This is a genomic window from Saccharopolyspora karakumensis (genome assembly GCF_004349225.1).
In the GTDB taxonomy this organism is placed as follows: domain Bacteria; phylum Actinomycetota; class Actinomycetes; order Mycobacteriales; family Pseudonocardiaceae; genus Saccharopolyspora; species Saccharopolyspora endophytica.
In genome coordinates, this window is sequence record NZ_SMLA01000053.1 from 22402 (window position 1) to 49096 (window position 26695).

Annotated in this window: 19 protein-coding genes; 17 read left to right on the forward strand and 2 right to left on the reverse strand. The window is 66.5% G+C overall.

Annotated features, from left to right (window positions below):
* Positions 1–475: 475 nt before the first annotated feature.
* The 6 genes from E1202_RS25405 to E1202_RS25430 all read left to right on the forward strand — a co-directional run bounded on the left by E1202_RS25405 (position 476) and on the right by E1202_RS25430 (position 7463).
* Positions 476–1957, forward strand: a complete 1482-nt coding sequence (locus E1202_RS25405) for an APC family permease (protein ID WP_207918911.1) — start codon at positions 476–478, stop codon at positions 1955–1957.
* A 45-nt stretch (positions 1958–2002) separates the two neighbouring features.
* Complete coding sequence (locus tag E1202_RS25410; protein WP_132685652.1) at positions 2003–2902, forward strand: NAD(P)-binding domain-containing protein; 900 nt, start codon at positions 2003–2005, stop codon at positions 2900–2902.
* A 189-nt stretch (positions 2903–3091) separates the two neighbouring features.
* Positions 3092–3874, forward strand: a complete 783-nt coding sequence (locus E1202_RS25415; RefSeq protein WP_165943982.1) for an SDR family NAD(P)-dependent oxidoreductase — start codon at positions 3092–3094, stop codon at positions 3872–3874.
* A gap of 248 nt (positions 3875–4122) precedes the next feature.
* Positions 4123–4911, forward strand: coding sequence for an MBL fold metallo-hydrolase (locus tag E1202_RS25420; protein ID WP_132685654.1), 789 nt, complete (start codon positions 4123–4125; stop codon positions 4909–4911).
* On the forward strand, positions 4908–5735 hold the full coding sequence (locus E1202_RS25425; protein ID WP_132685655.1) for an MBL fold metallo-hydrolase: 828 nt from the start codon (positions 4908–4910) through the stop codon (positions 5733–5735). The genes E1202_RS25420 and E1202_RS25425 overlap by 4 nt, the downstream gene beginning before the upstream one ends.
* Positions 5736–6143: 408 nt before the next feature.
* Complete coding sequence (locus E1202_RS25430) at positions 6144–7463, forward strand: MFS transporter (RefSeq protein ID WP_165943983.1); 1320 nt, start codon at positions 6144–6146, stop codon at positions 7461–7463.
* Here the strand turns inward: E1202_RS25430 and E1202_RS25435 are convergent.
* The gene (locus E1202_RS25435; RefSeq protein WP_132685657.1) at positions 7360–8919 is read right to left on the reverse strand and encodes an aldehyde dehydrogenase family protein; all 1560 of its coding nucleotides are present in this window, start codon (positions 8917–8919) and stop codon (positions 7360–7362) included. The two genes, E1202_RS25430 and E1202_RS25435, sit on opposite strands and share 104 nt — an antisense overlap.
* Positions 8920–9383: 464 nt before the next feature.
* Between E1202_RS25435 and E1202_RS25440 the strand changes: the two genes are divergently transcribed.
* The 10 genes from E1202_RS25440 to E1202_RS25485 all read left to right on the forward strand — a co-directional run bounded on the left by E1202_RS25440 (position 9384) and on the right by E1202_RS25485 (position 24326).
* Positions 9384–10769: an APC family permease gene (locus E1202_RS25440; protein WP_165943984.1), complete on the forward strand. Its 1386-nt coding sequence runs from the start codon at positions 9384–9386 to the stop codon at positions 10767–10769.
* Positions 10770–10838: 69 nt separating this feature from the next.
* Positions 10839–12533: a choline dehydrogenase gene (locus E1202_RS25445; RefSeq protein WP_132685659.1), complete on the forward strand. Its 1695-nt coding sequence runs from the start codon at positions 10839–10841 to the stop codon at positions 12531–12533.
* Positions 12534–12641: 108 nt separating this feature from the next.
* Positions 12642–13703 (forward strand): phosphotransferase, encoded by a 1062-nt coding sequence (locus E1202_RS25450; protein WP_132685660.1) that lies wholly within the window; start codon positions 12642–12644, stop codon positions 13701–13703.
* Positions 13704–13733: 30 nt separating this feature from the next.
* On the forward strand, positions 13734–15062 hold the full coding sequence (locus E1202_RS25455; RefSeq protein WP_132685661.1) for an aspartate aminotransferase family protein: 1329 nt from the start codon (positions 13734–13736) through the stop codon (positions 15060–15062).
* 37 nt (positions 15063–15099) lie between these two features.
* Positions 15100–16056, forward strand: a complete 957-nt coding sequence (locus E1202_RS25460) for a D-2-hydroxyacid dehydrogenase (protein ID WP_207918912.1) — start codon at positions 15100–15102, stop codon at positions 16054–16056.
* Between the two features lie 21 nt (positions 16057–16077).
* On the forward strand, positions 16078–17514 hold the full coding sequence (locus E1202_RS25465) for an NAD(P)/FAD-dependent oxidoreductase (RefSeq protein WP_132685662.1): 1437 nt from the start codon (positions 16078–16080) through the stop codon (positions 17512–17514).
* Positions 17515–17570: 56 nt separating this feature from the next.
* Positions 17571–19001, forward strand: coding sequence for an aldehyde dehydrogenase family protein (locus E1202_RS25470; protein ID WP_207918913.1), 1431 nt, complete (start codon positions 17571–17573; stop codon positions 18999–19001).
* A 48-nt stretch (positions 19002–19049) separates the two neighbouring features.
* A complete protein-coding gene (locus E1202_RS25475; protein ID WP_132685663.1) occupies positions 19050–20420 on the forward strand; it encodes an NAD-dependent succinate-semialdehyde dehydrogenase in 1371 nt (456 codons plus the stop codon).
* A gap of 180 nt (positions 20421–20600) precedes the next feature.
* Positions 20601–23402, forward strand: a complete 2802-nt coding sequence (locus E1202_RS25480) for an FAD-binding and (Fe-S)-binding domain-containing protein (RefSeq protein WP_408007315.1) — start codon at positions 20601–20603, stop codon at positions 23400–23402.
* A 186-nt stretch (positions 23403–23588) separates the two neighbouring features.
* Positions 23589–24326: a GntR family transcriptional regulator gene (locus tag E1202_RS25485; protein WP_132685665.1), complete on the forward strand. Its 738-nt coding sequence runs from the start codon at positions 23589–23591 to the stop codon at positions 24324–24326.
* A 109-nt stretch (positions 24327–24435) separates the two neighbouring features.
* Here E1202_RS25485 and E1202_RS25490 read toward each other — a convergent pair whose 3' ends face one another.
* A complete protein-coding gene (locus E1202_RS25490; protein WP_132685666.1) occupies positions 24436–25668 on the reverse strand; it encodes an epoxide hydrolase family protein in 1233 nt (410 codons plus the stop codon).
* A 546-nt stretch (positions 25669–26214) separates the two neighbouring features.
* On the opposite strand from E1202_RS25490, the gene E1202_RS25495 reads away from it, so the two are divergent.
* The coding region (locus E1202_RS25495) for a molybdopterin-dependent oxidoreductase (protein ID WP_165943986.1) at positions 26215–26695 on the forward strand (481 nt) is incomplete at its 3' end.

Consider the following 26695-nt stretch of genomic DNA (forward strand, 5'->3'; position numbering starts at 1 on the left):
GCTGAGTGGACGTCGCAGCATGGACACCGACAGTGTTGACCACAATGTTTCCCCTCGTCGGCCGCCATGCGTAACAGGCTGACACGACCTGCGCAAACCTTCCGTATAGGTCGAACCATCGCGCGGGTGAGGTCACTGAGCGTGATAAGTACGCAGTAATAAGTTGTTTACGGAAGATTGTTTACAATCAGCGAACTGCCGGTGTAACGTACGCCACTCGTTAGCGCAGTAGCGCAGCCAGGTGGAGGCGGCGGGAAGTGCCCAGCGCTTCGCACTCACCCCTCTGGCTCGTTCTGCGAGGCCCGGGAGGGCTGTGAGAGCAGAAATTGGCCGATGGGTGGCACGACGGCAGTCGGCAGTGCCGGTCCGATTCCGGTCGGAGAGCGAGCTGGAAGCGCGATCAGCCTCAGGGCGAGCTCCCTCGTCTCCGCCGGTCGCGATGAGCCCGTGCTATCCGGACAAGAGGAGACTGCACATGTCGGATGTAGAGACGCGTGAGAACATGGAGCCATCTGGCCGCCCATCGCGTTCGGTTGATGAGCCTGGTGCCGTGAGTGGGCTCAGGGGACGCATGGGCACTGCGGAACTCGTTCTCGCCGTCCTGGCGTTCGCCGCGCCGCTGGCAACGGTATCCGGAGTATTTCCCATCGTGATCATGTACGGAGGTGCTGGAGCTCCGGTCAGCTACGCGGTCGCGACCACCATGCTGTTGCTCTTTGCGATTGCGCTGGGTGCCATGGCTCGAAAGGTGCCCAATGCCGGTGGATTCTACGCCTACATCACCGCCGGCCTCGGACGTCGACTCGGTCTCGGCGGCGGAATGCTGGCGATCTTCTCCTACTGGCTGATCGCGGTCGCTTGTTACGTGTTTCTCGGTTCAGCGATCTCGCGCATGGTCGTCGAGCTCGGCGGTCCCGAGGTCCCCTGGTACGTGTGCCAGTGGGTGGCTCTGGTGATCATTGGCGTGTTCGGTTACCTCAACATCGAGCTGTCGGCGAAGGTGCTGTCGACCGTGATGGTGCTCGAGGTGCTCATCGTGGTGGTTTTCGACCTGGTGGTCGGTGCCAGCGGAGGTGCAGAGGGGTTCTCCCTGGCACCCCTCGGGGTGAACGCCTTCCTTAGCGGAAATGTCGGGGTCGGAGTCCTGTTCGCCGCATTCTGCTTCCTCGGATTCGAATCGACCGCGATCTACCGCGAGGAGGCCCGGAACCCGGAGAAGACCATCCCGCGCGCGATGTGGGTATCCGTCCTGTCGATCGGGATCTTCTACGTCGTGAGTGCGCTGATGCTGGTCTTGGCCTTCGGGCAGGAGAAGGCGGTGTCGATCGCGAACGAGGATCCGTCCGCAATGTTCACCGCGGCGGTGGCCTCGAACCTCGGGCCGGTAGCCGTTGACATCGTGGGAATCCTGCTGGCCACCTCCGTCTTCGCTTCGATGCTCGCCGTGCAGAACATGCTGTCGCGCTACCTCTACTCTTTCGGCCAGGACGGTGTGCTGCCTAAGCGGCTCGGATCGACGCATCCCCGGCACCGTTCACCTGCCGTGGCCTCGGTGATCGTGACGGTGGCGATCCTGATCGGCTCTGTGCCCTTCGCTTTCGCAGAAGGGGACGAGATGATGGTCTACGCCCACATCTCAGGGGTCGGCATCTACGCGATCACGGTGCTGATGCTGATGGCCAGCATCGCGGTCGTCGCCTACTTCCGTCGCCAGGGCGCGCAGGGAATGTCGGTATGGCAAACGGCTGTCATTCCGGTTATCGCGACACTCGGCCTGGGTGCTGTTGTTGTTCTGGCGACGTTGAACTTTGAGCACATGACCGAGCTCACGGGTGTGTTGAGCATCCTGCTCGTCCTGCTGACCTTTGCCGTCGTGGTAGCGGGAGTCCTGCTGGCGACCGTCCTTCGCAGCCAGCGGCCGCAGGCGTATCAGCGGATCGGACGTCAGCAAGGCTGAGGTGAAGGCCGAGCACGTCACACCGTCTGGAGAGGAAGTAGAGCCATGTCCGTTCCAGACAAGTGCGTGTCCGTCATCGGTTGCGGGAACATGGGCTCGAAGATCGCGCGAGTCCTGGCCGGCTCCCGCTTCACCTGGGCTTGGAATCGGAATGCAGCACGGGTCGACCGATTGGCTCCGTTCGGCGTCCACCGCGCCGGCAGTGCCGGGTCGGCCGTAGCTGTCAGCCGGACGGTCCTCCTCGTGCTTGCCGACTACGAAGCCGCCGAGGCCGTTCTGGCCGAGGTGCCGGCTTCGGCCTTCGAGGGAACGACCTTCGTCAATCTGATCACCGGCACGGTGACCGAGGCGACCAGATTCGCGCAGTTTATCAACCAGAGGGGAGGGGACTACCTCGAGGGAAGTATCTGGGCCACGCCTTCGATGATCGGCGATCCCGGAACCGTGATCGCGTGCAGCGGCCGCGAGTCGGTCTACCTCGAGTCGCGATCGGTTCTGCGGACTCTCGGTGGGGCTAGTTGTTTCCTCGGCGCCGAAGTCGGGCTCGCCAATGTGATGGAAGCCGGCTTTCCCGGCGCCTTCTGCATGGCTGCGCACGCTGCTTTCGCGCAACTGGCGCGCACTGCTGCCGACTCCGGAGCGAGCTGGGACGCCATCGCGGCAGCCGTCGAACCCGCGGTCGACCTCCTCGCGAAGAGCCTGCACGAGTCGGTTGCCCGTCTATCGAAAGGAGCGCATGAGACGGATCAAGCGTCCATCGATGTCTATCTCGCAGCGGCGCTGAAGTACGACCAGACGCTCCGGGACGGAAGGGGAAATGCCTCCTCTCCGTTCATCGGGGCCCTGATCAGCGTGCTCCGGAAGGCATCCGGTGACGGGTTCGGAGAACTAGGTCCATCGGCGCTCGGCGTTGATCGAGCGTTCCGATCTCAGCCGAACACGTGAACCCGCACTTGGGTGAGCGTTGTTCTAATCGCCGATCAAGGAGGTGTTGACGACCGGTGCGGGCGGTCCGCGACGTGGGAAGACCACGCCGCGGGTCGCCCGCACCGACGTGGTTGGCGACCGCGTGGTGGACGGTTCGTGCGTGCCGGGAGTGCTTCGGCGAACGATCTAGTTGGAGGGTGGGACATCGTGGAACGACGCGGCGTCGTGGTCACAGGAGCAGGTTCGGGAATCGGCCACGCAATCGCGCGGCGGTTCGCGCGGGCAACCGACGTGGTCTTCCTGGCGGACATCTCAGGGAAGCGGTTGACCGAGGTTGGTGACGAACTTGCCGGGTTCGCTTGCTCGGTCTTCCTCAGGGAGATCGATACGGCTGATGCCGAGTCTGTCGACGGACTGGCTCAGGAAGTGGTCGACACCGTTGGCCACCTGGACGTTTTCGTGAGCAATGCAGGCATCTTCGACGGCTATGCGGGAATCGAGGAGACGACCTCGCAACTCTGGCGAAAGGTGATCGACGTCAACCTCACCGGGTGCTTCAACGGTGCTCGCTCAGCGGCCAAGCGCATGATCCCTCAAGGTTCGGGACGGATCATCAACATCGGTTCCATCGCCGGACAACGAGGTGCCGCCGACGGGTTGGCCTATGCGGCTTCCAAAGCGGGGATCGAAGGGATGACACGGAGATTGGCGATCGACGTCGGCTCGCACGGCGTGACCGCCAATGTGGTCGCACCGGGCTTGACGCAGACCAATCTCCGGGAGAACTCCCGTGAAGTGCTCGGTCCCGAAGTTGACCAGAACCGCGGCATGGGTGTGGCCCGGCAGGAGATCAAAGACTTCCTCGTTCCGGCGAGACGTACCGCCGATCCTGATGAGATCGCGTCCGTGGTGGAGTTCCTGGCCGGCGAGGGCGCGTCGTACGTCAACGGGCAGGTCCTTGCCGTGGACGGTGGATGGACGGCTACCTGATTTCGCTTCGTTGCCAATGGTGTCGGCCCCGCCCAGTCGCTCTGGGCGGGGCCGAACATCGTCTGCCGCTCGTGGTCAGCCACGTGGCCGCAGACGCGGCAGCATCGGTGCCGCCGGCTCTGGCGAATCGTCTGAGCCGCAAACGAAATAGACGTAGATCGTCGACGGATTATTGTTGACAATCTACTCTCGCATGCCTAGGTTGCTTTGATATGAGAGTTGATTCACTTCCTTCAGCGTCTCCGCTCGTGGACGGCACGCTGCACGTCCTCGGCGGGACGGTCTCGCACAACGGGCGAATCAGCTGGGTGCCACGAGGCTCGGCGGGGTTTGCTGCGCTGAACGCCTTCGTGATCGTCGATGGCAATCACGGGTTGGTCATCGACACGACTCTGCCGGTGTTCGGCGAAGCGCTGGTCCAGCAGCTGAAATCGCTCGGCGTCGAGCAGGTGACGATCCTGCTGACGCGCCCGGTGGAGTTCGACAGCATGGGCAACGCCGAGTTGCTCGTTCGGAACTTCACGGTCAAGCGCGTCTACTCGGAGCTGATGTTCCCGCCGCAGGACTGGGTGGCCTTCCGCGACGAGACCCCGCTTCCGGAGTTCGAGGCGCTCGTCTACCGGAAGGGCAGTGAACTGGAGGTCATCCCCGGTCACACGCTGTCGCTGATCGATGCTCGGCTCAAGCTGCTCGCCTGCGTGTGGGTTTTCGACTCGGCCACGAAGACGTTGTTCACCTCGGACTCGTTCTCGCACGTTCTCGCGCCGAAGCCGGGTATGCAGATCGTGACCGAGGAGAGCGACCGCACGACGCCCGACGAGGTCATGAACCACTTCATGGAGAAGTTCGATTGGTTGCAGGGGGCCAACACCGCCCCGCTGCGGAGCTTCCTCCGCGACGTGTTCACGACCTACGACGTGGAGGCGATCGCTCCGACCGTCGGCTGCGTCATCAAGGGTCGGAATCTGGTCAAGCGCCACTACGACATGGTCGATGACGCGCTGCGCCAGCTCGGAGAGAAGGAGAACGTCGCATGACGGCCAGTTACGCCATTGATGTCCAGGACCCGGAGAACACGGCTGGGCGCGTCCTGCCGCGTGAGATCGCATCGGGCGTGTACTGGCTCGGTGATTGCATGCTCTGGCCGGCGCCGCAGAAGCTGGAACACTCCTACACCGCGACGTTCCTGGTCGCGGGGACGCAGGGCAGCGTCCTCATCGACACCGGGCACCCGAAGGACTGGGACGTCGAGCGGGCGCAACTCGACAAGTTGTTCGAGCAGGGCGTTGCTCCGCTGCGCTGGGTCTTCCCGACGCACCCGGAGGTGACGCACTGCGGGAATCTCGGTCGCCTGTTGGACCGCTACCCGGACGCTGAAGCGATCGGTGACATGCGGGACCTGCACCTGATCTTCCCGCAGCACGTGGACCGCATGGTTGAGACGACAGTCGGGGACTCGATCGACCTCGGTGACCGCAGGTTCGTGTTCGTCGACGCCGTCTTTCGGGACCTCCCCAACTCGTTGTGGGGTTACGACACGCAGGAGCAGGTCCTGTTCTCCGGCGACGGCATGGGATTCGGTCACTACCACGGTGAGGAGCACTGCGGTCGGTTCGTCGAGGAGATCGATGAGTTGCCGATCGGTGAGCTCAGCGGGCAGTTCCTCGAGTACGCGCTCTACTGGTCCAGGATGAAGACTCTGGAACCGAAGATCGAGCAGCTGAACCGGCTCATCGAGGTCGACTACCCGACGCGCCTCATCGCCGGTGCGCACGGCAGCCCGGTCTCCGATCCCGAAGGGACCATGCCGCGAGTCAAGGACGGGATGCGGCAGCTCGCCGAGAAGTTCCGCCTTCGCTGAGGCAGTGCCTCAGGAGAGGTGCCTCGGTTCGTGGTGCACTTCTAGGAGCAAACACCACACGTCAATTCCCCCGGCGGGTGTTTCGCCCGTCCTGGGGTTCGGTGGGGCAGAGCGGTCGCGCTCCTCGCGTTTCGAGCGCGGGGAGCGCGACCGCTGACCTTTGTGTCAAGCCAGAGTGGCACCAACACCGCAAGCGCCGCGCAATTAGTGTTCGATGACTGATTCTTCCGTTGTGGATCCACATCGGGCGGTCTTAAGACGGCCTCTGGTGTCACCTCGGAGCTTGGGCCGATTCGTGCACTCGCTCGTTTCGTTCGCTCACTTCTCATGTAGGGGCTTACCCCGATGTCGAACGCTGTCCAAGAAGATCGCGAGGATCGGATCGCGCGACGAGTCACCGCACGGATCATGCCGTTGCTGTGCGCTGCGGTATTCGTCTCGTTCCTCGATCGCGCCAATATCGGTGTCGTCGCGGAATCCTTGCAAGCAGACCTGCATCTCAGCGCGGAGGCATTTGGCTTCGCAGTAGGAATCTTCTACCTCGGTTACGTGTTCCTGCAGGTGCCGAGCAATGTCGCCTTGCACCGGTTCGGCGGGCGCACGTGGATCGCCAGGATCGTGATCAGCTTCGGGCTGGTGTCGATCCTGTCTGCATTCGTGCAGGAAGCGTGGCACTTCTACGTCGCCCGAGCAATCCTCGGAGCCGCGGAGGCCGGGCTCATCCCCGGCGTCCTCCTCTACATCACCTACTGGTACCCGCGGCGCGTCCGCTCGCGTCCGTACTCGGTCTACCAGCTGACCGAGCCCGTGGCGCTGGGCGTCGGTTCGATCGTCACGGCGTTGCTGCTGGCGGGATTCAACAGCGTCGGCACCGAGTCGAGTTGGCGGTGGGTGTTCGTCGCCGAGGGACTGCTGGCCGTCGCCGTGGGCGTCGCGATCATCGCCGCACTGCCTGATCGGCCCGCGAAGGCGCGCTGGTTGAGCGAAGGCGACCGCGCCTACCTGGCGGGTCGTGTGGAGCTGGACCTGGCCGAGCCGGACGAGGAGGTCGCGTCGCTCGGGGAAGGCCGAAAACTGCTCAAGGCGTTGACCAGCGGCAGTGCGTGGTACCTGTCACTGATGTTCTTCTGCGTGATCGTCGGGTTCTGGACGATTACCTACTACCTGCCGCAGATCGTCGCCGATGACTTCGGCAGCGGCGAGGTCGCGAGCGGGTTGATCTCGGCGATCCCGTGGACGGTCAGCCTCGGCGCCATCCTCGCGGTGGGCCGGTCCACCCGCGTGTTCGGGCACCGGCGAGCGCATCTCGTCGGGTGCTTGTTCGCGGCGGCCCTCGGGCTCTGCACCGCGGCGAGCGCCGACAACGGGTGGATCGCCTTGCTCGCTGTCTGCGTGAGCTGCGCGGGTCTGGAGGCCGCGTTTCCGCTGTTCTACCAGTACCAGACGGAGATGTTCTTCGGCATCATGGCCGCGGCGGTGCTCGCGCTGGTCAACTCGGTGGGCAACATCGGCGGATTCTTCGGCCCGTACGTCTACGGCGCGCTCACCGATGTGACCGGAGATGGCCGTGCGGGACTGCTGCTGATGGGTTCTCTGTTGGTGATCGCAGCAGGGATGGCGTTGTTCATCGAGCGGTTGCCGGCCTTCCGCAGCACTTCGGCAACCGGGCGGGCGGAGCCGGTCGTCCGCGAGAAGCTGCCGCCAGCGCGTGGCAGTTGTCGGTCGTGACGGCCGAGCAGGTGGTCGTGCTTCCTGCGGTCGGGGCGATAATAATCGGAGGCCGGATCATGACGTGCTTGGTTTGGGTGAAGTCCTCGATGGACATCGCCGACAGGGTCTTTCCGTAGCCCGACATTCCGAATCCTCCGAAGGGCATCTCCGGCACGGTGACCTGGTGCTGGTTGACCCAGGCGGTGCCGAACTGCAGCGAGTTGGCCAGGTGGTGGGCGCGCTCGAGGTCGCGCGTCCAGACGCTGGCGGCCAGCCCGTAGTCGACATCGTTGCCCATGCGGAGCAGGTCGTCGTCGGTGGCGGCTCGTTGGATCGTGACGACCGGGCCGAAGACCTCGCGCTGCACGATCTCGGAGTCCTGGGCGACGTTGGTCAGCACGGTGGGCGCGTAGAACCAGCCGGGCCGGTCCAGCCGCTCGCCGCCGCGCAGGACCGCGGCTCCGTCCTCGCGGGCGCGCTGCACCATGTCGGTCACGCGCTGGAGCTGCTTCTCCGAGACCAGCGGTCCCATCGTGGTGGCCGCATCAGCGGGGTCGCCGACGATCAGTTCGGTGGTGCGCTTGACGTAGGCCTCGACGAACGCGTCGGCGATCCGGTCGCTGACGATCACTCGGCACGCAGCGGTGCAGTCCTGGCCGGTGTTGCTGAAACCGGCGCCCACCAGGGCGTCGACCGCCGCGTCGAGGTCGGCGTCGGCGCAGACCAGCGCCGGGGCCTTGCCCCCGAGTTCGAGGTGGACGCGCTTGAGCCGAGTCGATGCTCCAGCAGCGACTTTGACGCCCGTGGAGGTGTCACCGGTGAGCGAGACCAGTCCGACGCCGGGGTGGGCGACCAGCTCCGCGCCGATCCGCCCGTCGCCCACCACGATGTTCAGCACGCCGGGAGGCAGGACTTCCGCGGCCAGTTCGGCGAAGCGCAGGGTGGTCAGGGGAGTGAGCTCGGAAGGTTTGAGCACGACGGTGTTGCCCGCGGCGAGGGCGGGCGCGAGCTTGAAAATGCCTTCCAACAGCGGGAAGTTCCACGGGCAGATCAGTCCGACCACACCCACCGGTTCCCTGCGGAGGTAGGACAACGACCCGGGGGCGTATTCGCCGGCGGCCGGGCCGTGAGGGTTTCGCGCCGCTCCGGCGGAGTAGCGCAAGGCGTCGGCGGTGGGTTCGATCTCCTCGAGCGCGGCGCTGATCGGCTTGCCGACGTTGCGGGATTCGAGCGTGAACAGTTCGGTCCCGTGCTTCTCGATGAGATCGGCGAGGGCTTCCACGTATTGCCCTCGTGCCTGCGGTGTCAGGCCGCCCCAGGTGGGCAGCGCGGCGGTGGCCGCGGCCACGGCGTCGTCGACTCCGACCGAGGAGGGCACCTCCTGGAGCAGAGTTCCGTCGGCGGGGTTGATGACCCGCAGGACCTCCGAGCTCGTGACCGTGCTGGTGGAAGTGGATGAGGCGGGCGACGTCATGGATGAGGCTCCCTGTCGACGGCTTTCCGGTGCGTGGATCCGCACCTCTGCCGACGATGCCGACCGAGGTTCCGCACCGCGAAAGAGAAGTGCAGATCGTAGGTTGTTGACAACCTACGAGACGGCACCGCTTTCCGCAAGGGCTTTGAGCTGCTCAGATGGCGATCCGCGGTTCATGCTGCCGCCAGCAGGAAGCAAGTTGTAAGTCGAAGATTGTTTACAATCTGCCAAGTCGCCTGTAAGTTGCATCACGCGTCAGCGGGACGCGTCTCGGTCTGCGTGCACGGACTGGTGACCGCGCACCCCGCTGATAGCTCTGCCCGACTTACCGGCTCCCCACGGGGAATCCGAGCAGAGGAGATGGCCCGATGTCTGGTCTGGAAGCGAGGAACGAGGTTCTGCCGAGATCCTCGCGGGCCCCGGAGGGTGAGCGGCGGCCTGCGCGCGACAGTCTCACGGGGAGAATGGGAACAGCGGAACTGGTGTTCACCGTTCTGGCTTTCGCGGCGCCCTTGGCCACGGTTTCCGGCCTCGTGCCGTTGGTGATCAGCTTCAACGGATCGGGCGCTCCGGGAGCATTCGTGGCGGCGACCCTGTTGCTGCTGTTCTTCGCCGCGGGTCTGGCTGCGATGTCGAAGCAGATCCAGAACCCGGGGGCGTTCTACGCCTACGTCACCGCTGGTCTCGGGCGGCCTCTCGGGTTGGGGAGTGCTTTGCTCGCGATCTACTCGTACTGGTTGATCGCCGTCGCGAGCTTCGCGTTCCTGGGCTCGGCATCGTCGCGCCTGGTTGCCGAGCTCGGCGGCCCCAGCATCCCTTGGTATGCCTTCGAGTTCGTCGGCATTCTGCTGTGCGGCGTGCTGGGCTACCTCAACATCGAGCTGTCGGCGAAGGTGCTCGTCGTCGTGATGGTGCTCGAGGTCGTCATCGTCGTGATCCTCGACGTCGCGATCGCCGGCCACGGTGGTGCCGAGGGGCTTTCGCTCGAACCGCTCAGCTTGTCGGCGTTCTCCAGCGGTTCGGTTGGGGTGGCGATCCTGTTCGGCGTCCTGTCCTTCCTCGGTTTCGAGTCGACTGCGATCTACCGCGAGGAGGCTCGGAATCCAGAGCGGACGATCCCGCGGGCCATGTACCTCTCGGTCGGGTTGATCGGCGTCTTCTACACGGTCTCAACGCTGATGATCATGCTCGCCTACGGGGCCGACCGGGCGGTGGCAATCGCCGGCGACGACCCGGCTGCACTGCTCACCGGGGCCCTCCGCCAGTACCTCGGTGATGTGTTCGTAGACGTCGGGGCGGTCCTGCTGACCACCTCGGTACTGGCGTCGATGGTCGCCGTGCAGAACATGCTCTCGCGCTACCTCTACTCGCTCGGGCATGACGCGGTCCTGCCCGCGAGGTTCGGTTCGACCCATCCCCGACACCGTTCGCCGCACGTCGCCTCGATGGCCGTCACGGGCGCACTGCTCGCCGGAGCCATCCCGTCGGCCCTCAGCGGGATGGATCCGATGAGCCTGTACGGCTACGTGGCGGGAGTGGGGAGCTACTCCATCCTCGTCCTGATGTTCTTGGCGGTCGTCGCCGTGGTCGTCTACTTCCGGCGGCACTCGGCCACCGGTGTCTCGATCTGGCAGACCGCGGTGTTGCCGACCGTCGCGGCTCTCGGCCTCGCCACCGTGGTCTACCTGGCGACCGTCAACTTCGAGACCCTGAGCGGTGTCACCGGGGGTCTGGCGGCGGGACTCATCGTGTTGACCTTCCTCGTGGTGGTCGCCGGTGTCCTTGCAGCTCTGCGGCTGCGCAGTCGCGGCCCTGAGGTGTACCGCAGGATCGGCTGCCAGGAGCTCTGATCAGCTTGCCGGCCCTGGGGCCGGAGAACCCCGGTCTGTCACTCGGATCCGCGAAACTGGAAGAGATTCATGAAAAAGCGCAAGTACGACTACATCATCGTCGGTGGCGGTTCGGCCGGTTGCGTTCTCGCCAACCGCCTGTCAGCCGATGAGCGAGCCTCGGTCCTGGTAGTCGAGGCCGGGCACCGCAGCTCCCGGTTCGACTACCCGGTCCGGGTACCCGCGGCGTTCCTGTTCGTCCTGGGCAACCGGTTCTACGACTGGGGCTACCAGTCCGAGCCCGAGCCGTGGCTCGGCAACCGCAGGATCGAGCACTACCGCGGCAAGCTGATGGGCGGCTCCAGCTCGATCAACGGCATGTTCTACCAGCGTGCCAACCCGCTCAACTACGACGAGTGGGCTGTTGATCCGGGCATGCACACCTGGGATTACGCGCACTGCCTGCCCTATTTCAAGCGCCTCGAGCGCCACCAGAGCGCGGATCCGGACGACCCGTTCCGCGGTCGGTCGGGACCGACTCCGATCGAGCGCAGCCCTGCCAGCAATCCGCTGTTCGGTGCCCTGTTCGAAGCGGCGAGCCAGGCGGGCTACCACCTCACCGACGACTTCAACGGCTACCGGCAGGAGGGTTTCGGGCCGTTCGAGCGCAACATCTCAGGAGGGGAGCGCTACTCTGCGGCGCGCGCCTATGTCGACCCGATCCGCCACCGCCGCAATCTTGACGTGGTCACAGGTGCGCTGGTGACCCGGGTCGTCTTCCAGGGCACGCGTGCGATCGGCATCGAGATGGCTTCGCGCCGCGACGGTCGACGCTTGGTGGAAGCCGATGAGGTGATCCTGGCGGGCGGTGCGTTCAACTCGCCGCAGCTGCTGATGCTGTCCGGGATCGGAGACTCGGCCGAGCTGTCCCGGTTGGGCATCCCGGTGACCCATCACCTGCCTGGGGTCGGGCAGAACATGCAGGATCACCTCGAGGCCTTCGTGATGTACTCCTGCAGCCAGCCGGTGTCGATCCTGCCGAAGCTCAAGCGCAGGGCGTTCCCGAAGATCGCGGCTGATTGGCTGCTGCATCGCTCGGGGACCGCCTCGACCAACCATTTCGAGGCCGGTGGTTTCGTCCGCTCCAACGATGAAGTGTCGATGCCCAACCTGCAGATGACGATGTTGCCGCTGGGTGTTCGCAACGACGGGACCCCCGCACCGACCGACCACGCTTACCAGATCAACCTGGCTCCCCAAACTCCGCAGGCGCGCGGGCATCTCGCGTTGAAGTCGGCGGATCCGACGGCGGCTCCGGCCTTGACCTTCAACTACCTGTCGACCGAGCAGGACCGTCGGGAGTGGATCGACGGCGTTCGTCTGACCAGGGAGCTGCTCAACCAGCCGGCGTTCGCGCCGTTCAACGGCGGCGAGATCCAGCCGGGACCGAACGTGCGCACTGACGAGGAGATCCTCGACTACGTCGCGCGCGACGCTGAAACCTCCTACCACCCGTGTGGGACGGCGAAGATGGGCATCGGTGAGGACGCGGTGGTGGACCCGCACGGGCTGCGCGTGCACGGTGTCGAGGGTTTGCGCGTGGTCGACGCCTCGGTCTTCCCGATCATCCCGAACGCCAATCTCTACGCCCCGGTGCTGATGACGGCGGAGAAGGCGGCCGACGACATCCTCGGACGAACTCCCATGAAACCCGAACACGTCGAGTTCTACCGCCACGAGTCGACGAGGACCGCAGAGACAGCGGACGCCCCGCAGGTTGACTGAGCGATCCAAAAATGTCGAATGTCACCGGTAAGTTGTCAACAATCTGCGATATGCTCAGTGTCGTTGCGCCCGCAGGGTGCGATCCGGACGCACTGAGGGAGGTTTGCCTTGAGAGTCGACGATTTCCTGGATGAGGTCGCTGCCGAGACCGGAATCGCCGGTAGTGAGGAGCCGATCCAGGTCTCGGTCGTGTCGGACGTGCTCGGACGCGACTACGGTTTGTCCGGGGGCCTGATCCCGATCGCGACCGAGAAGGACGACACCTTCCGACTGGAGGCAGGGGGACGGCCGTACCTGGTGAAGGTCTCGCCCTCGTCTGAGGCGGCCGACATCGTCGACCTGCAGACCTCGGCGTTGTTGCACCTCGAAGAGGTCGCACCCGAACTGCCGGTGCAGCGGCTGGTGCGGACGCGCGCTGGAGGAGTGGCGGTCGAGCTGGAGACGGACCAGGCGCCGTCGCGGACGTTGCGCGTTTTCGACTTCGTCCCCGGCACGCTGCTGGCCGATGCTCAGCCCTCCGCAGCGCAGCTCGGCGACGCCGGAGCTATGCTCGCCAAGATCGGCAGCACCCTAGCGGAGTTCGACCACCCGCGCGAGGAGCGGCTGCTGCTGTGGGATCTCGCGCACTTCCACCGGCTCCGGCGGCTGCTCGACAGCGTCCGCGATCCGGGCCATCGCTCGCTGGCCGAGCGCGTGATGGACGAGTTCGAGCAGGAAGTGGTCCCCGTGCTCGGCACGCTGCGCCGCCAGGTCGTGCACGGCGACTACAGCCCGTACAACGTCGTTGTCGAGCCGGGCGCGTCCCCCTTCATCACGGGTGTGATCGACTTCGGCGACACCGTCCGGACCACCACGGTGTTCGACATCGCGGTCATGACGGCCAACCAGATCGGCCGCGATGAACACGATCCATGGGCCGCGGCAGCGGCGTTCATCCGCGGCTACCGCGCCGAGCGTGCCCTCGACGACACCGAACTCGCAACGTTGCGCATCGCCGGCCTGGCCCGGCTCGCCCTGCGCGCTCTCGTCGCGGAATGGCGTGCGGAGCAGTCACCGGACCGCCAGGAGTACGTGATGTCCCACGCGAGCCACGACTGGATCCACCTTGCGGTGGCTGCCTCGACAGATCGGCGCGACGTGGCGCGCCTGCTGTCCGCCCACACCTGCTAAGCCGTTCGACGAATCAGGGAGATCACCCACATGACTGCCCGTCAGACGATGCACAACGCGTTCGATCCCGCCTCGCTCTCCGAGATGCCCGCCGAACTGCGCTCGAAGATCGAGCGTCGGGAGAACGTCCTCGGACCCGGCTACCGCCTGTTCTACCGCGATCCGCTGGAGATCGTCAGCGGGCGCGGGGCCCACCTGTTCGGCCCTGACGGCACCGACTACCTCGACGCCTACAACAACGTGCCGTCGGTGGGCCACTGCCACCCGCACGTGGTCGAGGCGGTGCACCGGCAGATGCAGACGCTCAACACCAACACCCGCTACGTGCAGGACTCCCTCGTCAGTTACGCGGAGCGGCTGACCGCGACCTTCCCCGACGAGCTCAAGGAGGTCACGTTCACCTGCAGCGGGTCGGAGGCGAACGACCTGGCCGTCCGGCTCGCCCGCCGAGTCACCGGCAACACCGGCATGATCGTGACCGAAACCGCCTACCACGGCCTGACCATCGCGGTGTCGGAGTTCTCGCCCAGCCTCGGTACCGCATCGCCGCTGGGCGAGCACGTGCGGACCATTCCCGCCCCCGACAGGCTCCGGCACATCGCTGATGGTGACCTCGGGGCGTTCCTGGCCGAGCAGGTCCGGGCCGCGGCGGAGGACCTGAAGGAACACGGCTACGGGGTCGCTGCCTTCATCGCCGACAGCATCTTCTCCAGCGACGGCGTTTTCGCCGACCCGGCGGGATTCCTGCAGCCGGTGGTCGAGGCGGTGCACCGGGCAGGCGGGCTCTACATCGCCGACGAGGTGCAGCCCGGGTTCGGTCGGACCGGCGCGGACTGGTGGGGCTTCCGCAGGCACGGAATCGTCCCGGACATCGTCACCATCGGAAAACCGATGGGCAACGGCATCCCCATCGCGGGCGCGGTGTTCCAACCGGAACTGACCGAGGAGTTCGGCAGGGAGGTCCGGTACTTCAACACCTTCGGCGGTAACTCCGTGTCGATCGCCGCAGGCGCGGCCGTCATGGACGTCGTCGAGACGGAGGACCTCATCGGCAACGCGCGCAAGCAGGGGGAGCGGCTGGTCGACGAGCTGCGCAAGATCACAGCCGACCAGGACGACGTGCTCGAGGTGCGCGGAGCCGGCCTGTTCATCGGAGTCGACTTCGTCACCGACCGCGAAAGCGGCCGACCCGACGGTGCTCGCGCAGCCGCGGTGGTCAACGGGATGCGTGAGCGCAACGTTCTTATTTCCGCGGCGGGCAAGTACGGCAACGTCCTGAAGATCCGGCCGCCGCTGGTCTTCGACGACGCCGATGTCGACCGGTTCCTGGAAGCCTTCGCCGACGCCACGAAGTCCTGATGAGACGCCCCCTCCCAACGACAGAGGCAGCATGAGCATGTCACCTTCCGTGATCGTCGTGGCCAACCCCGGCGAAGAACTACCGTCCGAACTCTCCCTCATCGATGCCGTCGCGGACGTGACGGTCGTCGACAACGAGGAAGACCTGAAAGTTGCCCATAAGTCCGCCACCGTCGCCTTCCAGTGGGGTTTCGGCAACCCCTTGCTGCGGACCGTGGGCATGGGCGGCATCCAGTGGGTCCACGCCAACAGCGTCGGTGTGGACGCCATCGTCACCCCCGAACTCGCGACCACGTCCACGGTCGTCACCAACACCCGCGGTGTTTTCGAGCCGCCGATGGCCGAGTACGTCCTGGCGATGCTGCTGTACTTCGCCAAGGACCTCGGCGGAACCGTGGACGCGCAGCGCGCGGCCCGGTGGGACAAGCGCCCGACCGAGTCGCTGCGGTCGCGACGGGTGCTTCTGGTCGGTCCGGGAGCGGTCGGCCGCGAAATCGCGTCATTGCTGCGGGGGGCCGGCATCACCGTCGACGTTGTCGGACGGACCTCGCGCACAGACGAGGTACTCGGCGAGGTGCGCGGGATCGGTGAGCTGAACGCGCTTCTGCCCCAGGCCGACGACCTGGTGGTCGCGCTGCCGCTCACTGCTGATACGCGGGGCATCATCGACGCCGACGTCCTCGGGCGGCTCCGACCCGGAGCTCGAGTCATCAACGTCGGACGCGGCCCCCTGATCGACGAGGACGCCTTCATCGCCGAGCTGCGGGCGGGCAGGCTCGGCGGGGCTGCGCTCGACGTGTTCGACCAGGAGCCGCTGCCCGCGGATCACCCTTTCTGGGCGATGGACAACGTCATGGTCTCGCCGCACATGGCCGGAGACGCCGTGGGTTGGGAGCGACGGTCGATCGAGTTGTTCGTCACGAACCTCGAACGCTGGTCCGCCGGACAGCCCCTGCTCAACATCGTTGACAAATCGGCGTTCGCCGCGCGCTGACCGACCGACTGCGAGAGAGACATGAAGGACAAGATTCCCGCCAGCGGGACGGTTTACTGGCTCGAACAGGCCATGGAGGCCGATGATCAGCCGGCCTGCCCACCTCTGAGCGGCAACATCACCGCGGACGTGGTCATCGTCGGCGGCGGCTACCTCGGGCTGTGGACCGCGATCGACATCCTCGAGAATGCACCGGAAACCAGGGTCGTCCTGCTCGAAGCCCAGTCGTGCGGGTTCGGCGCGAGCGGACGCAACGGCGGCTGGGCAACCGGATGGCACGACGAGCTCGACGTGCTCGTGCGCCGCTTCGGGGTCGAGGAGGCGTGCCGGCTGGCCGAGCGCTCCGCGTGGGCCATCGACCGGATCGGCGAGGTGTGCGACACCTACGGCATCGAGTGCGACCTGCGTCGGCAGGGGGCGACCAAAGCCGCCACCACCGACGTCCAGATGGGCAAGTGGCAGTCCGCGCTCGACGCGTGCCAACAGCTGGGGCGGTCGAAGTACTACGTCGAGGTCGACGGCCAAGAACTGCGGCGCCGCACCGGGTCTCCCCTTCCGCTGGCGGGGGTTTCCCAGACCGACGGCGCCACCCTGCAGCCCGCGTTACTCGCCCGCGGACTGCGGCGCGTCGCCCTCAAGTTGGGGGCCACGATCTACGAGGGCACGCCGATGATCTCGCTGGATCGCGGCTACCCGGCGCGCGTCGGGACCCCAGCGGGGTCGGTACTCGCTGAACGGGTTGTGCTCGCGACGGGGGCGTGGATGGCCAGCATCCCCGAGCTGCGCCGAGCCATCGTGCCGATCGGCAGCTCGATCGTGGTGACCGAGCCGTTGGGGGAACGGCTGCTCTCACGTCCCTTCGGCAACGGCGAAGGCATTGGCGATCTGCGGATGTCGGTCCACTACATGCAGGTCACCCCGGATGGTCGGCTGCTGTTCGGCCGAGGCGGGGGGCCCCTCGGGCGCGCGGGGCAGGTGCAGCCTGCGCTGTGGCACGACCCGCGGACGCTGCGGTCCATCGAACGCGACCTGCGGCGGTGGTTCCCGGATCTGGCCGACGCCCGCATCACGCACGGCTGGAGCGGGCCGGTCGACCGTTCGCCCGGCCACTTCCCGTTCATCGGCAAGCTCGGCGACCACGGAACCGTGCACTACGCCACCGGCCTGTCCGGCAGCGGTGTGGCGCAGTCCGCCCTGCTGGGCCGCACTCTTGCCCACATCGTGCTGGGCATCGAAGACGACGACACCCGCTCGCCGATCACCCGCGGGCCTGTCGAGTACCTGCCGCCCGAACCGTTCCGGTCGGTCGGTGGTCTCGCGGTCCGCGCCGCGGTCGAGTACGTCGAGGAGGCTCAGGAGCGCGGCAAGCGACTCAATGTCAACGGAGTGCTGCGGAAACTCATCGCTACCACCACACCCCGCCTGCTCGAACCCCGTCTCCGGGGAAGCGGCAAGTAGAACGACCTTACTTCTCCTGAGAAGACGCCCCATGCTGAGATCGGAGACGAGACGCCGTGTCCTCCCCTTTCACCGAACGCGCACCCGCGATCACCACCGACGCCACGCGCACGATCACCACAGTCAACCCGACGACCGGCATCAAGCTGGCCGACTACCCCTCCTGGAGCACCGAGGAGGTGGAGTCGGCTCTGACTCGGGTGTCCGCAGCGGCGCAGACCTGGGCTGACGTGCCGCTGCCCGCGCGGGTCGAGCGAGTCAGGCGCCTGGCCCAGGTGCTCCGCGACCGCGCGGGTGCGCTCGCCGAGCGGATCACCTCGGAGATGGGCAAGCCCACCGCCGAGGCGATCGCCGAGGTCGAGAAGTCCGCCGTGACGGCGGAGTGGTACGCCGACAACGCCGAGCGCATCCTCGCCGACGAACACGTCGAGGTCGAGGGCGCCACAGCGTGGATCGCCCACGAACCGGTCGGGGTCATCCTCGCGGTCATGCCGTGGAACTTCCCGGTGTGGCAGGTCATGCGCCACGTCGCACCCAACCTTGCCGCGGGTAACGCGATCCTGCTCAAGCACTCGCCGAACGTGACCGGGTCCGCCCTCCTGCTGGAGGAGGTGCTCGCCGAAGCAGGGTTCCCGCACGGGCTGCTGACAGTGGCGGTGGTCGCCGAACCGGAGGTCCCGCAGACCATCGCCGACATCATCGCCGACGACCGCATCGCCGCAGTCACCCTGACCGGCAGCAACCGGGCAGGCGCGGCCGTCGGTGCGGCTGCCGGGCGAGCGTCGAAGAAGTCGGTGCTCGAACTCGGCGGATCAGACGCCTTCGTGGTGCTCTCCGACGCCGATGTCGAGAAGGCGGCCGCCGCTGCGGTGAAAGCCCGCTTCATGAACTCCGGTCAGAGCTGCGTGTGCGCCAAGCGCTTCCTCGTCGCGGCCGATGTGGCCGAGCAGTTCTGCTCGCTGTTCCAGTCCGGAGTGGAGTCGCTGGTCGTCGGTGACCCCGCAGAACCGGGCACGAACGTCGGTCCGGTGGCGCGTGAGGACTTGCGCGCGCAGTTGCACGATCAGGTGCAGCGGTCCGTCACGGCCGGCGCCACCGTGGTGACCGGTGGCCACGCGCTCGAGCAGCCCGGGTACTTCTACGCGCCGACCCTGGTCGTCGGTGCGCGTCCCGGTATCCCGGTCTTCGACGAAGAGACGTTCGGCCCGGTCGCCGCGCTCACCGTCGCCGAGGACGATGACGAACTGGTGCGGTTGGCGAACGCCAGCCGCTTCGGACTCGGACTGAGCATCTGGAGCCGCGACGAGGCGCGCGCGACCCGGGTTGCCCGCCGGATCACTTCCGGCCAGGTATTCATCAATTCCATCGTCGCCTCCGACCCCAGGGTGCCCTTCGGAGGCACCAAGCAGAGCGGGTACGGGCGCGAGCTGTCCATTGACGGGATCCGAGAGTTCACCAACACGCGCACCTACTGGGTGGCCCGCTGAGGGGCATCAACGTAGCCCTGAAATCCCAACCACGACAGGAGGAGGCTCATGCCCAGCTATGCAGTGACCAATCCGATGACCGGCGAGGTCCTCCAGAAGTACCCGCGCATCACCGATTCCGAGCTCGGCGACGCGCTCGACCGCGCTGGCCGCGCACACGATGTCCTCAGCAGGCAGACCAGTCTCGCCGACCGCATCGCGATCATCCGGCGCGTCGCGCAGCTCTACCGCGAGCGGGCCGACGAGCTGGGACGGATCCTGTCGCGCGAGATGGGAAAGCCGCTGCGTTCGGCCATCGGCGAAGCCAACTTCTCCGGCGAGATCTACGACTACTTCGCCGACCACGCTGAGGAGGCGCTGGCCGATCGCCCGATCGCCCTGTCCGGGGGCACCGGATCGGCGTTCATCCGGCGCAACTCCATCGGTGTGCTCCTGGGCGTCATGCCGTGGAACTACCCCTACTACCAGGTGACGCGTTTCGCGGGACCGAATCTGCTCATCGGTAACCCGATCCTGCTCAAGCCGTCGGTGCAGTGCCCCGAGTCGGCGCTGGCCATGGTCGAGATCTTCCAAGCCGCAGGCCTTCCCGAAGGTGCTTTCCAGTCGGTCTTCGTCGGTCACGAGCAGGTCTCCACCGTCGTCGCCGACCCGCGCGTGCAGGGCGTCTCGGTCACCGGATCGGAACGAGCGGGCTCGGTGATCGCCGAGCAGGCGGGACGCCATCTGAAGAAGGTCGTGCTCGAACTCGGCGGTTCGGACCCGTTCATCGTGCTGTCGACCGACGACCTCGATGCCGTCGTCACCCATGCCGTGGGCGCGCGGGCCGGCAACACTGGTCAGGCGTGCAACGGGGCGAAGCGCTTCATCGTCATCGACGAGCTCTACGACGCCTTCGTCGAGAAGTTCAGTGCCGAGTTCGCGGCGTTGCCTGCAGGCGATCCCACCGATGTGAACAACAAGCTCGGTCCCCTCTCGTCTCCGGCCGCCGCCGATGGGTTGGAGGAGCAGGTGAAGCGGGCGGTCGACCAGGGAGCCACCGTGGTCACCGGTGGCACGCGTGTCGGCAACATGTTCGCCCCGACCGTGCTGACCGGTGTGGAGCCCGGCAACGACGCCTACGGTGAGGAGTTCTTCGGACCGGTGGCCCAGATCTTCCGGGTCTCGTCCGAAGAGGAGGCCGTGCGCCTGGCCAACGACACCGAGTTCGGGCTCGGGTCGTACCTGTTCACCACCGATCCGGAGCAGGCCGACCGGGTGGCTGACCGGATCGAGGCCGGCATGGTCTTCGTCAACGGCACCGACCTCGAAGCAGCCGAACTGCCCTTCGGCGGGGTGAAGAAGTCGGGCTTCGGGCGTGAGCTCGGTCCGCTGGCCTTCGACGAGTTCGTCAACAACAAGCTCGTCCGCATCGCGCGGTGAGCCTGGGGCCGGGCGGAGTCGCTTTCGCCCGGCCCCGATGTCCAACAACAGCATCGCCTGATGTGCGATCTACTTGGGAGGGACACCTTGAGTACCGACAGCGCTAGGTCCCGGAAGGTCGAGAGCGACCTGCGGGCGGCGATCGGTGGCGAGGTCCGGTTCGACGCGGCGAGCCGTGCGATGTGGTCGGCGGATGCGTCGAATTACCGGGGTGTCCCGATCGGGGTGGTCGCGCCGCGGGATGCGGGCGAGGTCGAGGCGGCGATGGCGGTGTGCCGCGAGCACGACGTGCCGGTGATGCCGGTGGGCTCGCGGACATCGATCGCGGGTCAGGCGGTCAACACGGCGGTCGCGTTCGACCTGCGTACGCACATGAACACGATCCTGGACGTCGATCCGGAGGTACGGTCCGCGCGGGTGCAGCCGGGGGTGGTGTGCGATGCGATTCGCGACGCGGGCAAGCCGCACGGGTTGACGTTCGGACCGGATCCCTCGACGCACAACCGCTGCACCATCGGCGGGATGATCGGCAACAACGCCTGCGGGTCCCACTCGGTGGCCTGGGGCAAGACGGTCGACAACGTGCGCTCGCTCGAAGTGGTGACCTACCGGGGCGAGCGGCTCGCCCTAGGCCTCCGCGGTGACGAACGGGGACCGATCCCGGACCAACTCCGAGCCCTGGGACAGCGGATGGCCCCGGAGATCGAGCGTCACGTGCCGGAGCTGACCCGCAGGGTGTCCGGGTACAACCTCGACCAGCTGGTCCCCGGGAACGTGAACCTGGCAAAAGCGCTGGTCGGTACCGAAGGCACGTGCGCGACGATCCTGGAAGCCACCGTCGACCTGGTCGAATCGCCGCCCGCGCGGGCGCTGGCGATCCTCGGTTTCCCCGACGCCTACACCGCGGCCGATCACGTCATGGTCGTGCGTGAGCAGTCCCCGCTCACGATCGAGGGCATGGACGCCGGTTTGATCGCCGCGCTGCGTGCGCTGCGGCCGCACGAGACCACCAGCCGCATGCTGCCGGAGGGCAACGGCTGGCTCTACGTCGAAACAGGTGGTGAGAACCGCGCCGCGGCCGAAGCCGCCGCTCAGGCCGTGGCCATCGCGATGAAGCCCTACACCACCGGTGCGGTCGTGGTTGCCGAACCGGCCCAGATGGCCGCGCTGTGGCGGGTCCGCGAGGAGGGCGCGGGACTGCTCACCCGCTCGCCCGATGGCGGCGAGGCCTGGCCGGGCTGGGAGGACGCGGCGGTCCCGCCGGAGCGCTTCGGCGCCTACCTACGCGAGTTCGACGAGGTTCTGGCCCGGCACGGCCGCAAGGGCATCTACTACGGGCACTTCGGCGACGGCTGCCTGCACGTACGCATCGACTTCGACCTGGCGACCAAGCCGGGCATCACGAACTTCCGGGCGTTCATGACCGACGCCGCCGATCTGGTCGTCGCCCACGGCGGGTCGCTGTCCGGCGAGCACGGCGACGGCCAAGCCCGCGCCGAGCTGCTGCCCCGGATGTACCCGCCGCAGATCATCGACGGTTTCGAGCGGTTCAAGGAGATCTGGGACCCCGATGACCGGATGAACCCCGGCCGCATCGTCCGGCCGGCGACGATGGACGAGAACCTGCGCGTGTTCGTCGGGATGCCGACCATCTCCGACCAGCCGCAACTCGCCTTCACCCACGACCAGGGCTCCTTCACCCGCGCCACCCGCCGCTGCCTGGGGGTGGGCAAGTGCGCGGTGGACACCGGCAGCGGCGTGATGTGCCCGAGCTGGAACGTCACCCAGGAGGAGAAGCACTCCACCCGAGGACGTGCCCGGCTGCTGTTCGAGATGGCCAACGGCGAGGTCATCACCGACGGGTGGCAGTCCGAGGAGGTCGCCGAGTCGCTAGATCTGTGCCTGTCCTGCAAGGGCTGCAAGTCCGACTGCCCGGTCGGGGTCGACATGGCCGCCTACAAGACCGAGTTCCTCGCCCAGCGTTACCAGGGCAAGCTCCGCCCACGCTCGCACTACTCGATGGGCGCCCTCCCGCGCTGGCTGCGCGCCGCGGCTGCGCTCCCGGCACCGCTCGTCGACGCGCTCAACCGGCTCGCGCAGGTCCCGGCGCTGGCGCGGGTCGCGAAGAAGGCCGGCGGCATCGACCAGCGTCGCGCGATCCCACCGCTGGCCCGCGAGACCTACACCTTCCGCGCCGCACGCGGACTGCAGTCCACTTCCGTACCAGACCTGGGAATCGAGCCCGGTAGCCGCGGACCGCTGATGCTGTGGACCGACACCTTCACCAACCACTTCGACCCGGACATCGCCGCCGACGCCGTCGCCGTGCTCACCGCGCTCGGCTACGACGTCCAGACACCCCCGCGCACGGTGTGCTGCGGACTGACCTGGACCTCCACCGGCCAGGTCACCGCCGCCCGCAAGGTGCTGGCCCGCAGCCTGAACGCGATCGGCGCGGCGCTGGATGAGGGGGTCCCGGTCGTCGGCCTGGAACCCTCCTGCACCGCGGCACTGCGCTCCGACGCCGCAGAACTGCTCCCGGACGACCCCCGAGCCCAGCGCCTGGCCACCCAGGTGTTCACCTTCGCCGAACTGCTCGCCCGCCACACCGACGAACTCACAGCCGCCGCTGGTGGCCCGGCGCAGGAAGTGCTCGTGCAGGTGCACTGCCACCAGCACGCCGAACTCGGCAGCGAACCCGACCGCGCGGTGCTCGACGCGCTCGGGGTGACCGCGACCGTGCTGGACTCCGGTTGCTGCGGGCTGGCGGGCAACTTCGGCTTCGAAGACGGCCACTACGACGTCTCCATGGCCTGCGCCGAACGCGCTCTGCTCCCGGCGGTCAGGGCAGCAGAGCCCGCCGTGGACCTGCTCGCCGACGGCTACTCCTGCCGCACCCAAGTCCGCCAAGCCGGCGAGCGCGAACCCATCCACCTCGCCCAGGTCGCCGTACGGGCGCTGCGGAGTGGGGGAGGCGGGTGATGTACCGCCTCGACCCACTTGGTCGTTTGTCAACAACTTACGATATGCTTAAGGCTGCGTCGTACGAGATGCCGCACCGTGGCTCGTCGAAGTGCGACCGAAAATGGAACTCGAGGCAGGTGCTCGAAGACGAGGAGAACACCTCCGAGCGCTGGCCTGTGAGTCAGGAGTTGCGGAGGGTCGCACGTGGCATTTGAAGGGTTCAAGTCGATCAGTCTGTCGACTGCATCGACGAACATCGTTCAGCAGATCCGCGCGTCGATCCTCGATGGCGCGCTCCCGCCCGGTACGCAGCTGAACGAGAAGCAGCTCGCCGATCAGTTCGCCATCAGTCGCGGGCCGGTCCGGGAGGCCATGCAGCGCCTTATCCAGGAAGGTCTCCTGCGGTCGGAGCCCCACCGCGGGACGTTCGTCGTGCAGCTCGATGCCGGCGACGTCGCTGACATATACCTGGGCCGCCGCGCAGTCGAGCACACTGCGGTGATGCGACTCCTGCGGTGGGAGGGCACCGATGTGGACAAGACGATCGAGGAACTCGAAGCCAGCCTCGACGAGATGAACGCGGCCGTCGAATCCGGTGACGACCGGGGTGCCGTCGCCGCGGACATGCGATTTCACACGATTCTCGTCGATGCCGCCCGCAGCCAGCGGCTGAGCAGGATGTACCACACCCTCGTGGCGGAGGCAGTTCTCAGCATGGCCTCGTTGGCCGACAAATACCCTGACTGGCGCGCGACCGTGGTGCGTGAGCACAGGGAAATACTGGACGCACTGCGTCAGCGGGACGAAAACGAGACGCTGCGCATCCTCGACGAACACTTCGTCCTCGACGATTGTCTGTCGTACCGAGGCGTCATGTCGCATTACCTCGACCCGACCCGCAGCAGTCTGGGGGCCGCTGAGGCATCCGTGCGATCCGAATGACGCCGGCTCAAATGCGCTCAGCTGGAGTGCGAACTCCCGTCTGTTCTATGAGTGAAGCCGCCGACCTAGTGTGGGTCGGCGGCTTCACTCATAGAGACGTCGGAATTGCTCAGCCGATGGCCTCGCTCAGCCGGTGAGCCGACGAACGCGACAGCTCGGCGACGAACTCACGGATGTCGGCGACGTACTCCTCGGGTGCTTCGATGCCGGGGTAGTGCCCGCCGTGCGAGATGTGCGTGTAGCGGACCACGTTGTGGGAGCGTTCGATGAATTCCCGCGGCGGAACCGGGAAGGCCGGGTCCGGAAACGCCGAGACCGATACCGGCACCTCAACACGCTCGCCGGGGTTGAGCTCGGTCAGCACCGCGTCGCCGCAGCCGGTGTAGAGCCACGTCGCGGTGACGAAGCGGTCGGGCAGGATGTAGACGAGCACCTCGGTCAGCAGACGATCCGGGCTGAACACTTGTAAGAAGGTTTCAGGGTCGACATCGGCCCAGGCGTACCACTTCTCGACGAGCCAAGCGGCTGCGCCGACCGGGCTGTCGGTCATGGCGAAGGCCAAGGACTGCGGACGCGTCAGCTGTTGATGGCAATACGCGCCTTCGCGTCCCCAGAGCTCGGTTTCACGCTCGATGAAGTCGACCTCGGCTGCCGTCGCGTCATCCGCGCCGGTCTGCCCGGTGCCGATGTTGGAGCCGGCATGCCGAACCTCGGAGTGGTCGATGTGAATGGCGATGACGTTCTCGGGGAAGTCGTGGCCCATGAGGCTGGCGATGTGCGCTCCCCAGTCACCGCCGACGACGATGTAGCGGTCGTAGCCGAGTTCGGTCATCAACCGTTGCATCATGCTGGCGACCTCGCGCGGCGAGAGGATGCGGTCGCAGGGGGAGAAGGCGTATCCGGGCAGGCTCGGCAGGATCACGTCGAACGGCGCCGCTTCCGGTGCCCCGTGCGCTGCCGGATCGGTCATCGGGCCGACCAGGTCCAGGTAGGTGTGGAAGGAATTCGGCCAGCCGTGCAGGACTAGAACCGGTAGCCCACCGCTGCGGACGTGCACGGTGTGGATCTCTTGGCCGTCACCCACGCCAACCATGAACTGGGGGAAGGAATTGATGTGAGCTTCGTGCTCGCGCCAGTCGTATTCGTCCAGCCAGAAACGCGCGAGGTCCTTCATCGTTGCCAGATCGGCGCCGTAGTACCACGGGTCGTCACCTGTGAACTTCGGTTCGGACGGCCACCAGGTCTTCTCGACGCGTTCGCGGACTTCGGCGAGCCGTTCATCGGGGATGTGGATGCTGAACGGACGGACGTTCCCACCCGTCGCGTCAGTGCTATTCGTCATGATCGTGCCTTCTCCTCGATAGTGATTCCGCGAAGCTACGGGGATTCGCGTCGCCGACGCGGGAAGCCCTCAGGCGGATCGTCCTCTCACGACTTCGAGCGGGGGTAGGGGTCGAACCAGCCGCAGGCGCTGGATTTCCGCACACCGCGAACGAACCTTGAGCGCGCCATGTCGTGTTCTCGCTTATGCACGGGCGAGTGTCGTGAACCTGCCAGTGCGTGACTTAGGTCATGCTAGGATGGTAAAACGTCGATTGTCAACAACTTGCAACTTAAGGTGTGGGCGGTGTGCAAGACCGCTGTCTGAGTCGATGTCAGCGGCCGCTGCACCAAGTCGAAGCTTGCCCCACGCGTCCGGGAAGCGCGACCTGCAGCGATGGTCGCCGCCGGAGAGGAGTCCGCACATGCCTGCTGCGAGCGCGCCGCTGTTCCCCCGCACGGCTGTCAAGGCTGCCCGTCAGCCGGACCCATCGATTGTGGAGGCGACCGAGTCCGATCGTCCGCGCGCGGTTCGCCCTCGTCGTCGCATGAGCGTGGAGGTCGTCAAATGAGCGCGGGCAACTCCGGGGATCCGGGAGCGCGCCGGATCCACCTGACCCACTTCGGGGTGTTGGAGGCGGTGGCGACGGGAGGTGCTTTGCGCTCGGTGACTGGGTGGCGGAAGGATTCCGATCCGCGCGACATCATCCACAACGTGGCGTCAAGTCAGCACCACCCGGCTAGAGTGACCCGCCCGGCGATCCGGAGGGGTTGGCTGGAGGGCGGACCTGGTACGGGAGACCGCGGTGACGACCAGTTCGTCGAAGTCGAGTGGGACGAGGCGCTCGACCTGGTCTCGGCGGAGCTGGAACGGGTGTACTCGACCAGGGGTGCCGAAGCCGTCTACGGAGGTTCCTACGGATGGTCGAGTGCCGGACGTTTCCACCACGGGCAGAGTCAGCTGCACCGCTTCTTGAACACGCTTGGCGGATACGTCTCCGGTCTCGGTGACTACAGCTACGGCGCTTCGGGCGTGCTCCTGCAACACG

Coding starts and splice junctions, on each gene's coding strand:
- E1202_RS25490 (WP_132685666.1), bottom strand. CDS start 25,668: ATGACGAATAGCACTGACGCGACGGGTGGGAACGTCCGTCCGTTCAGC.
- E1202_RS25460 (WP_207918912.1), top strand. CDS start 15,100: ATGTCACCTTCCGTGATCGTCGTGGCCAACCCCGGCGAAGAACTACCG.
- E1202_RS25465 (WP_132685662.1), top strand. CDS start 16,078: ATGAAGGACAAGATTCCCGCCAGCGGGACGGTTTACTGGCTCGAACAG.
- E1202_RS25405 (WP_207918911.1), top strand. CDS start 476: ATGTCGGATGTAGAGACGCGTGAGAACATGGAGCCATCTGGCCGCCCA.
- E1202_RS25435 (WP_132685657.1), bottom strand. CDS start 8,919: ATGACGTCGCCCGCCTCATCCACTTCCACCAGCACGGTCACGAGCTCG.
- E1202_RS25445 (WP_132685659.1), top strand. CDS start 10,839: ATGAAAAAGCGCAAGTACGACTACATCATCGTCGGTGGCGGTTCGGCC.
- E1202_RS25480 (WP_408007315.1), top strand. CDS start 20,601: ATGTGGTCGGCGGATGCGTCGAATTACCGGGGTGTCCCGATCGGGGTG.
- E1202_RS25440 (WP_165943984.1), top strand. CDS start 9,384: ATGGGAACAGCGGAACTGGTGTTCACCGTTCTGGCTTTCGCGGCGCCC.
- E1202_RS25425 (WP_132685655.1), top strand. CDS start 4,908: ATGACGGCCAGTTACGCCATTGATGTCCAGGACCCGGAGAACACGGCT.
- E1202_RS25430 (WP_165943983.1), top strand. CDS start 6,144: ATGCCGTTGCTGTGCGCTGCGGTATTCGTCTCGTTCCTCGATCGCGCC.
- E1202_RS25410 (WP_132685652.1), top strand. CDS start 2,003: ATGTCCGTTCCAGACAAGTGCGTGTCCGTCATCGGTTGCGGGAACATG.
- E1202_RS25475 (WP_132685663.1), top strand. CDS start 19,050: ATGCCCAGCTATGCAGTGACCAATCCGATGACCGGCGAGGTCCTCCAG.
- E1202_RS25455 (WP_132685661.1), top strand. CDS start 13,734: ATGACTGCCCGTCAGACGATGCACAACGCGTTCGATCCCGCCTCGCTC.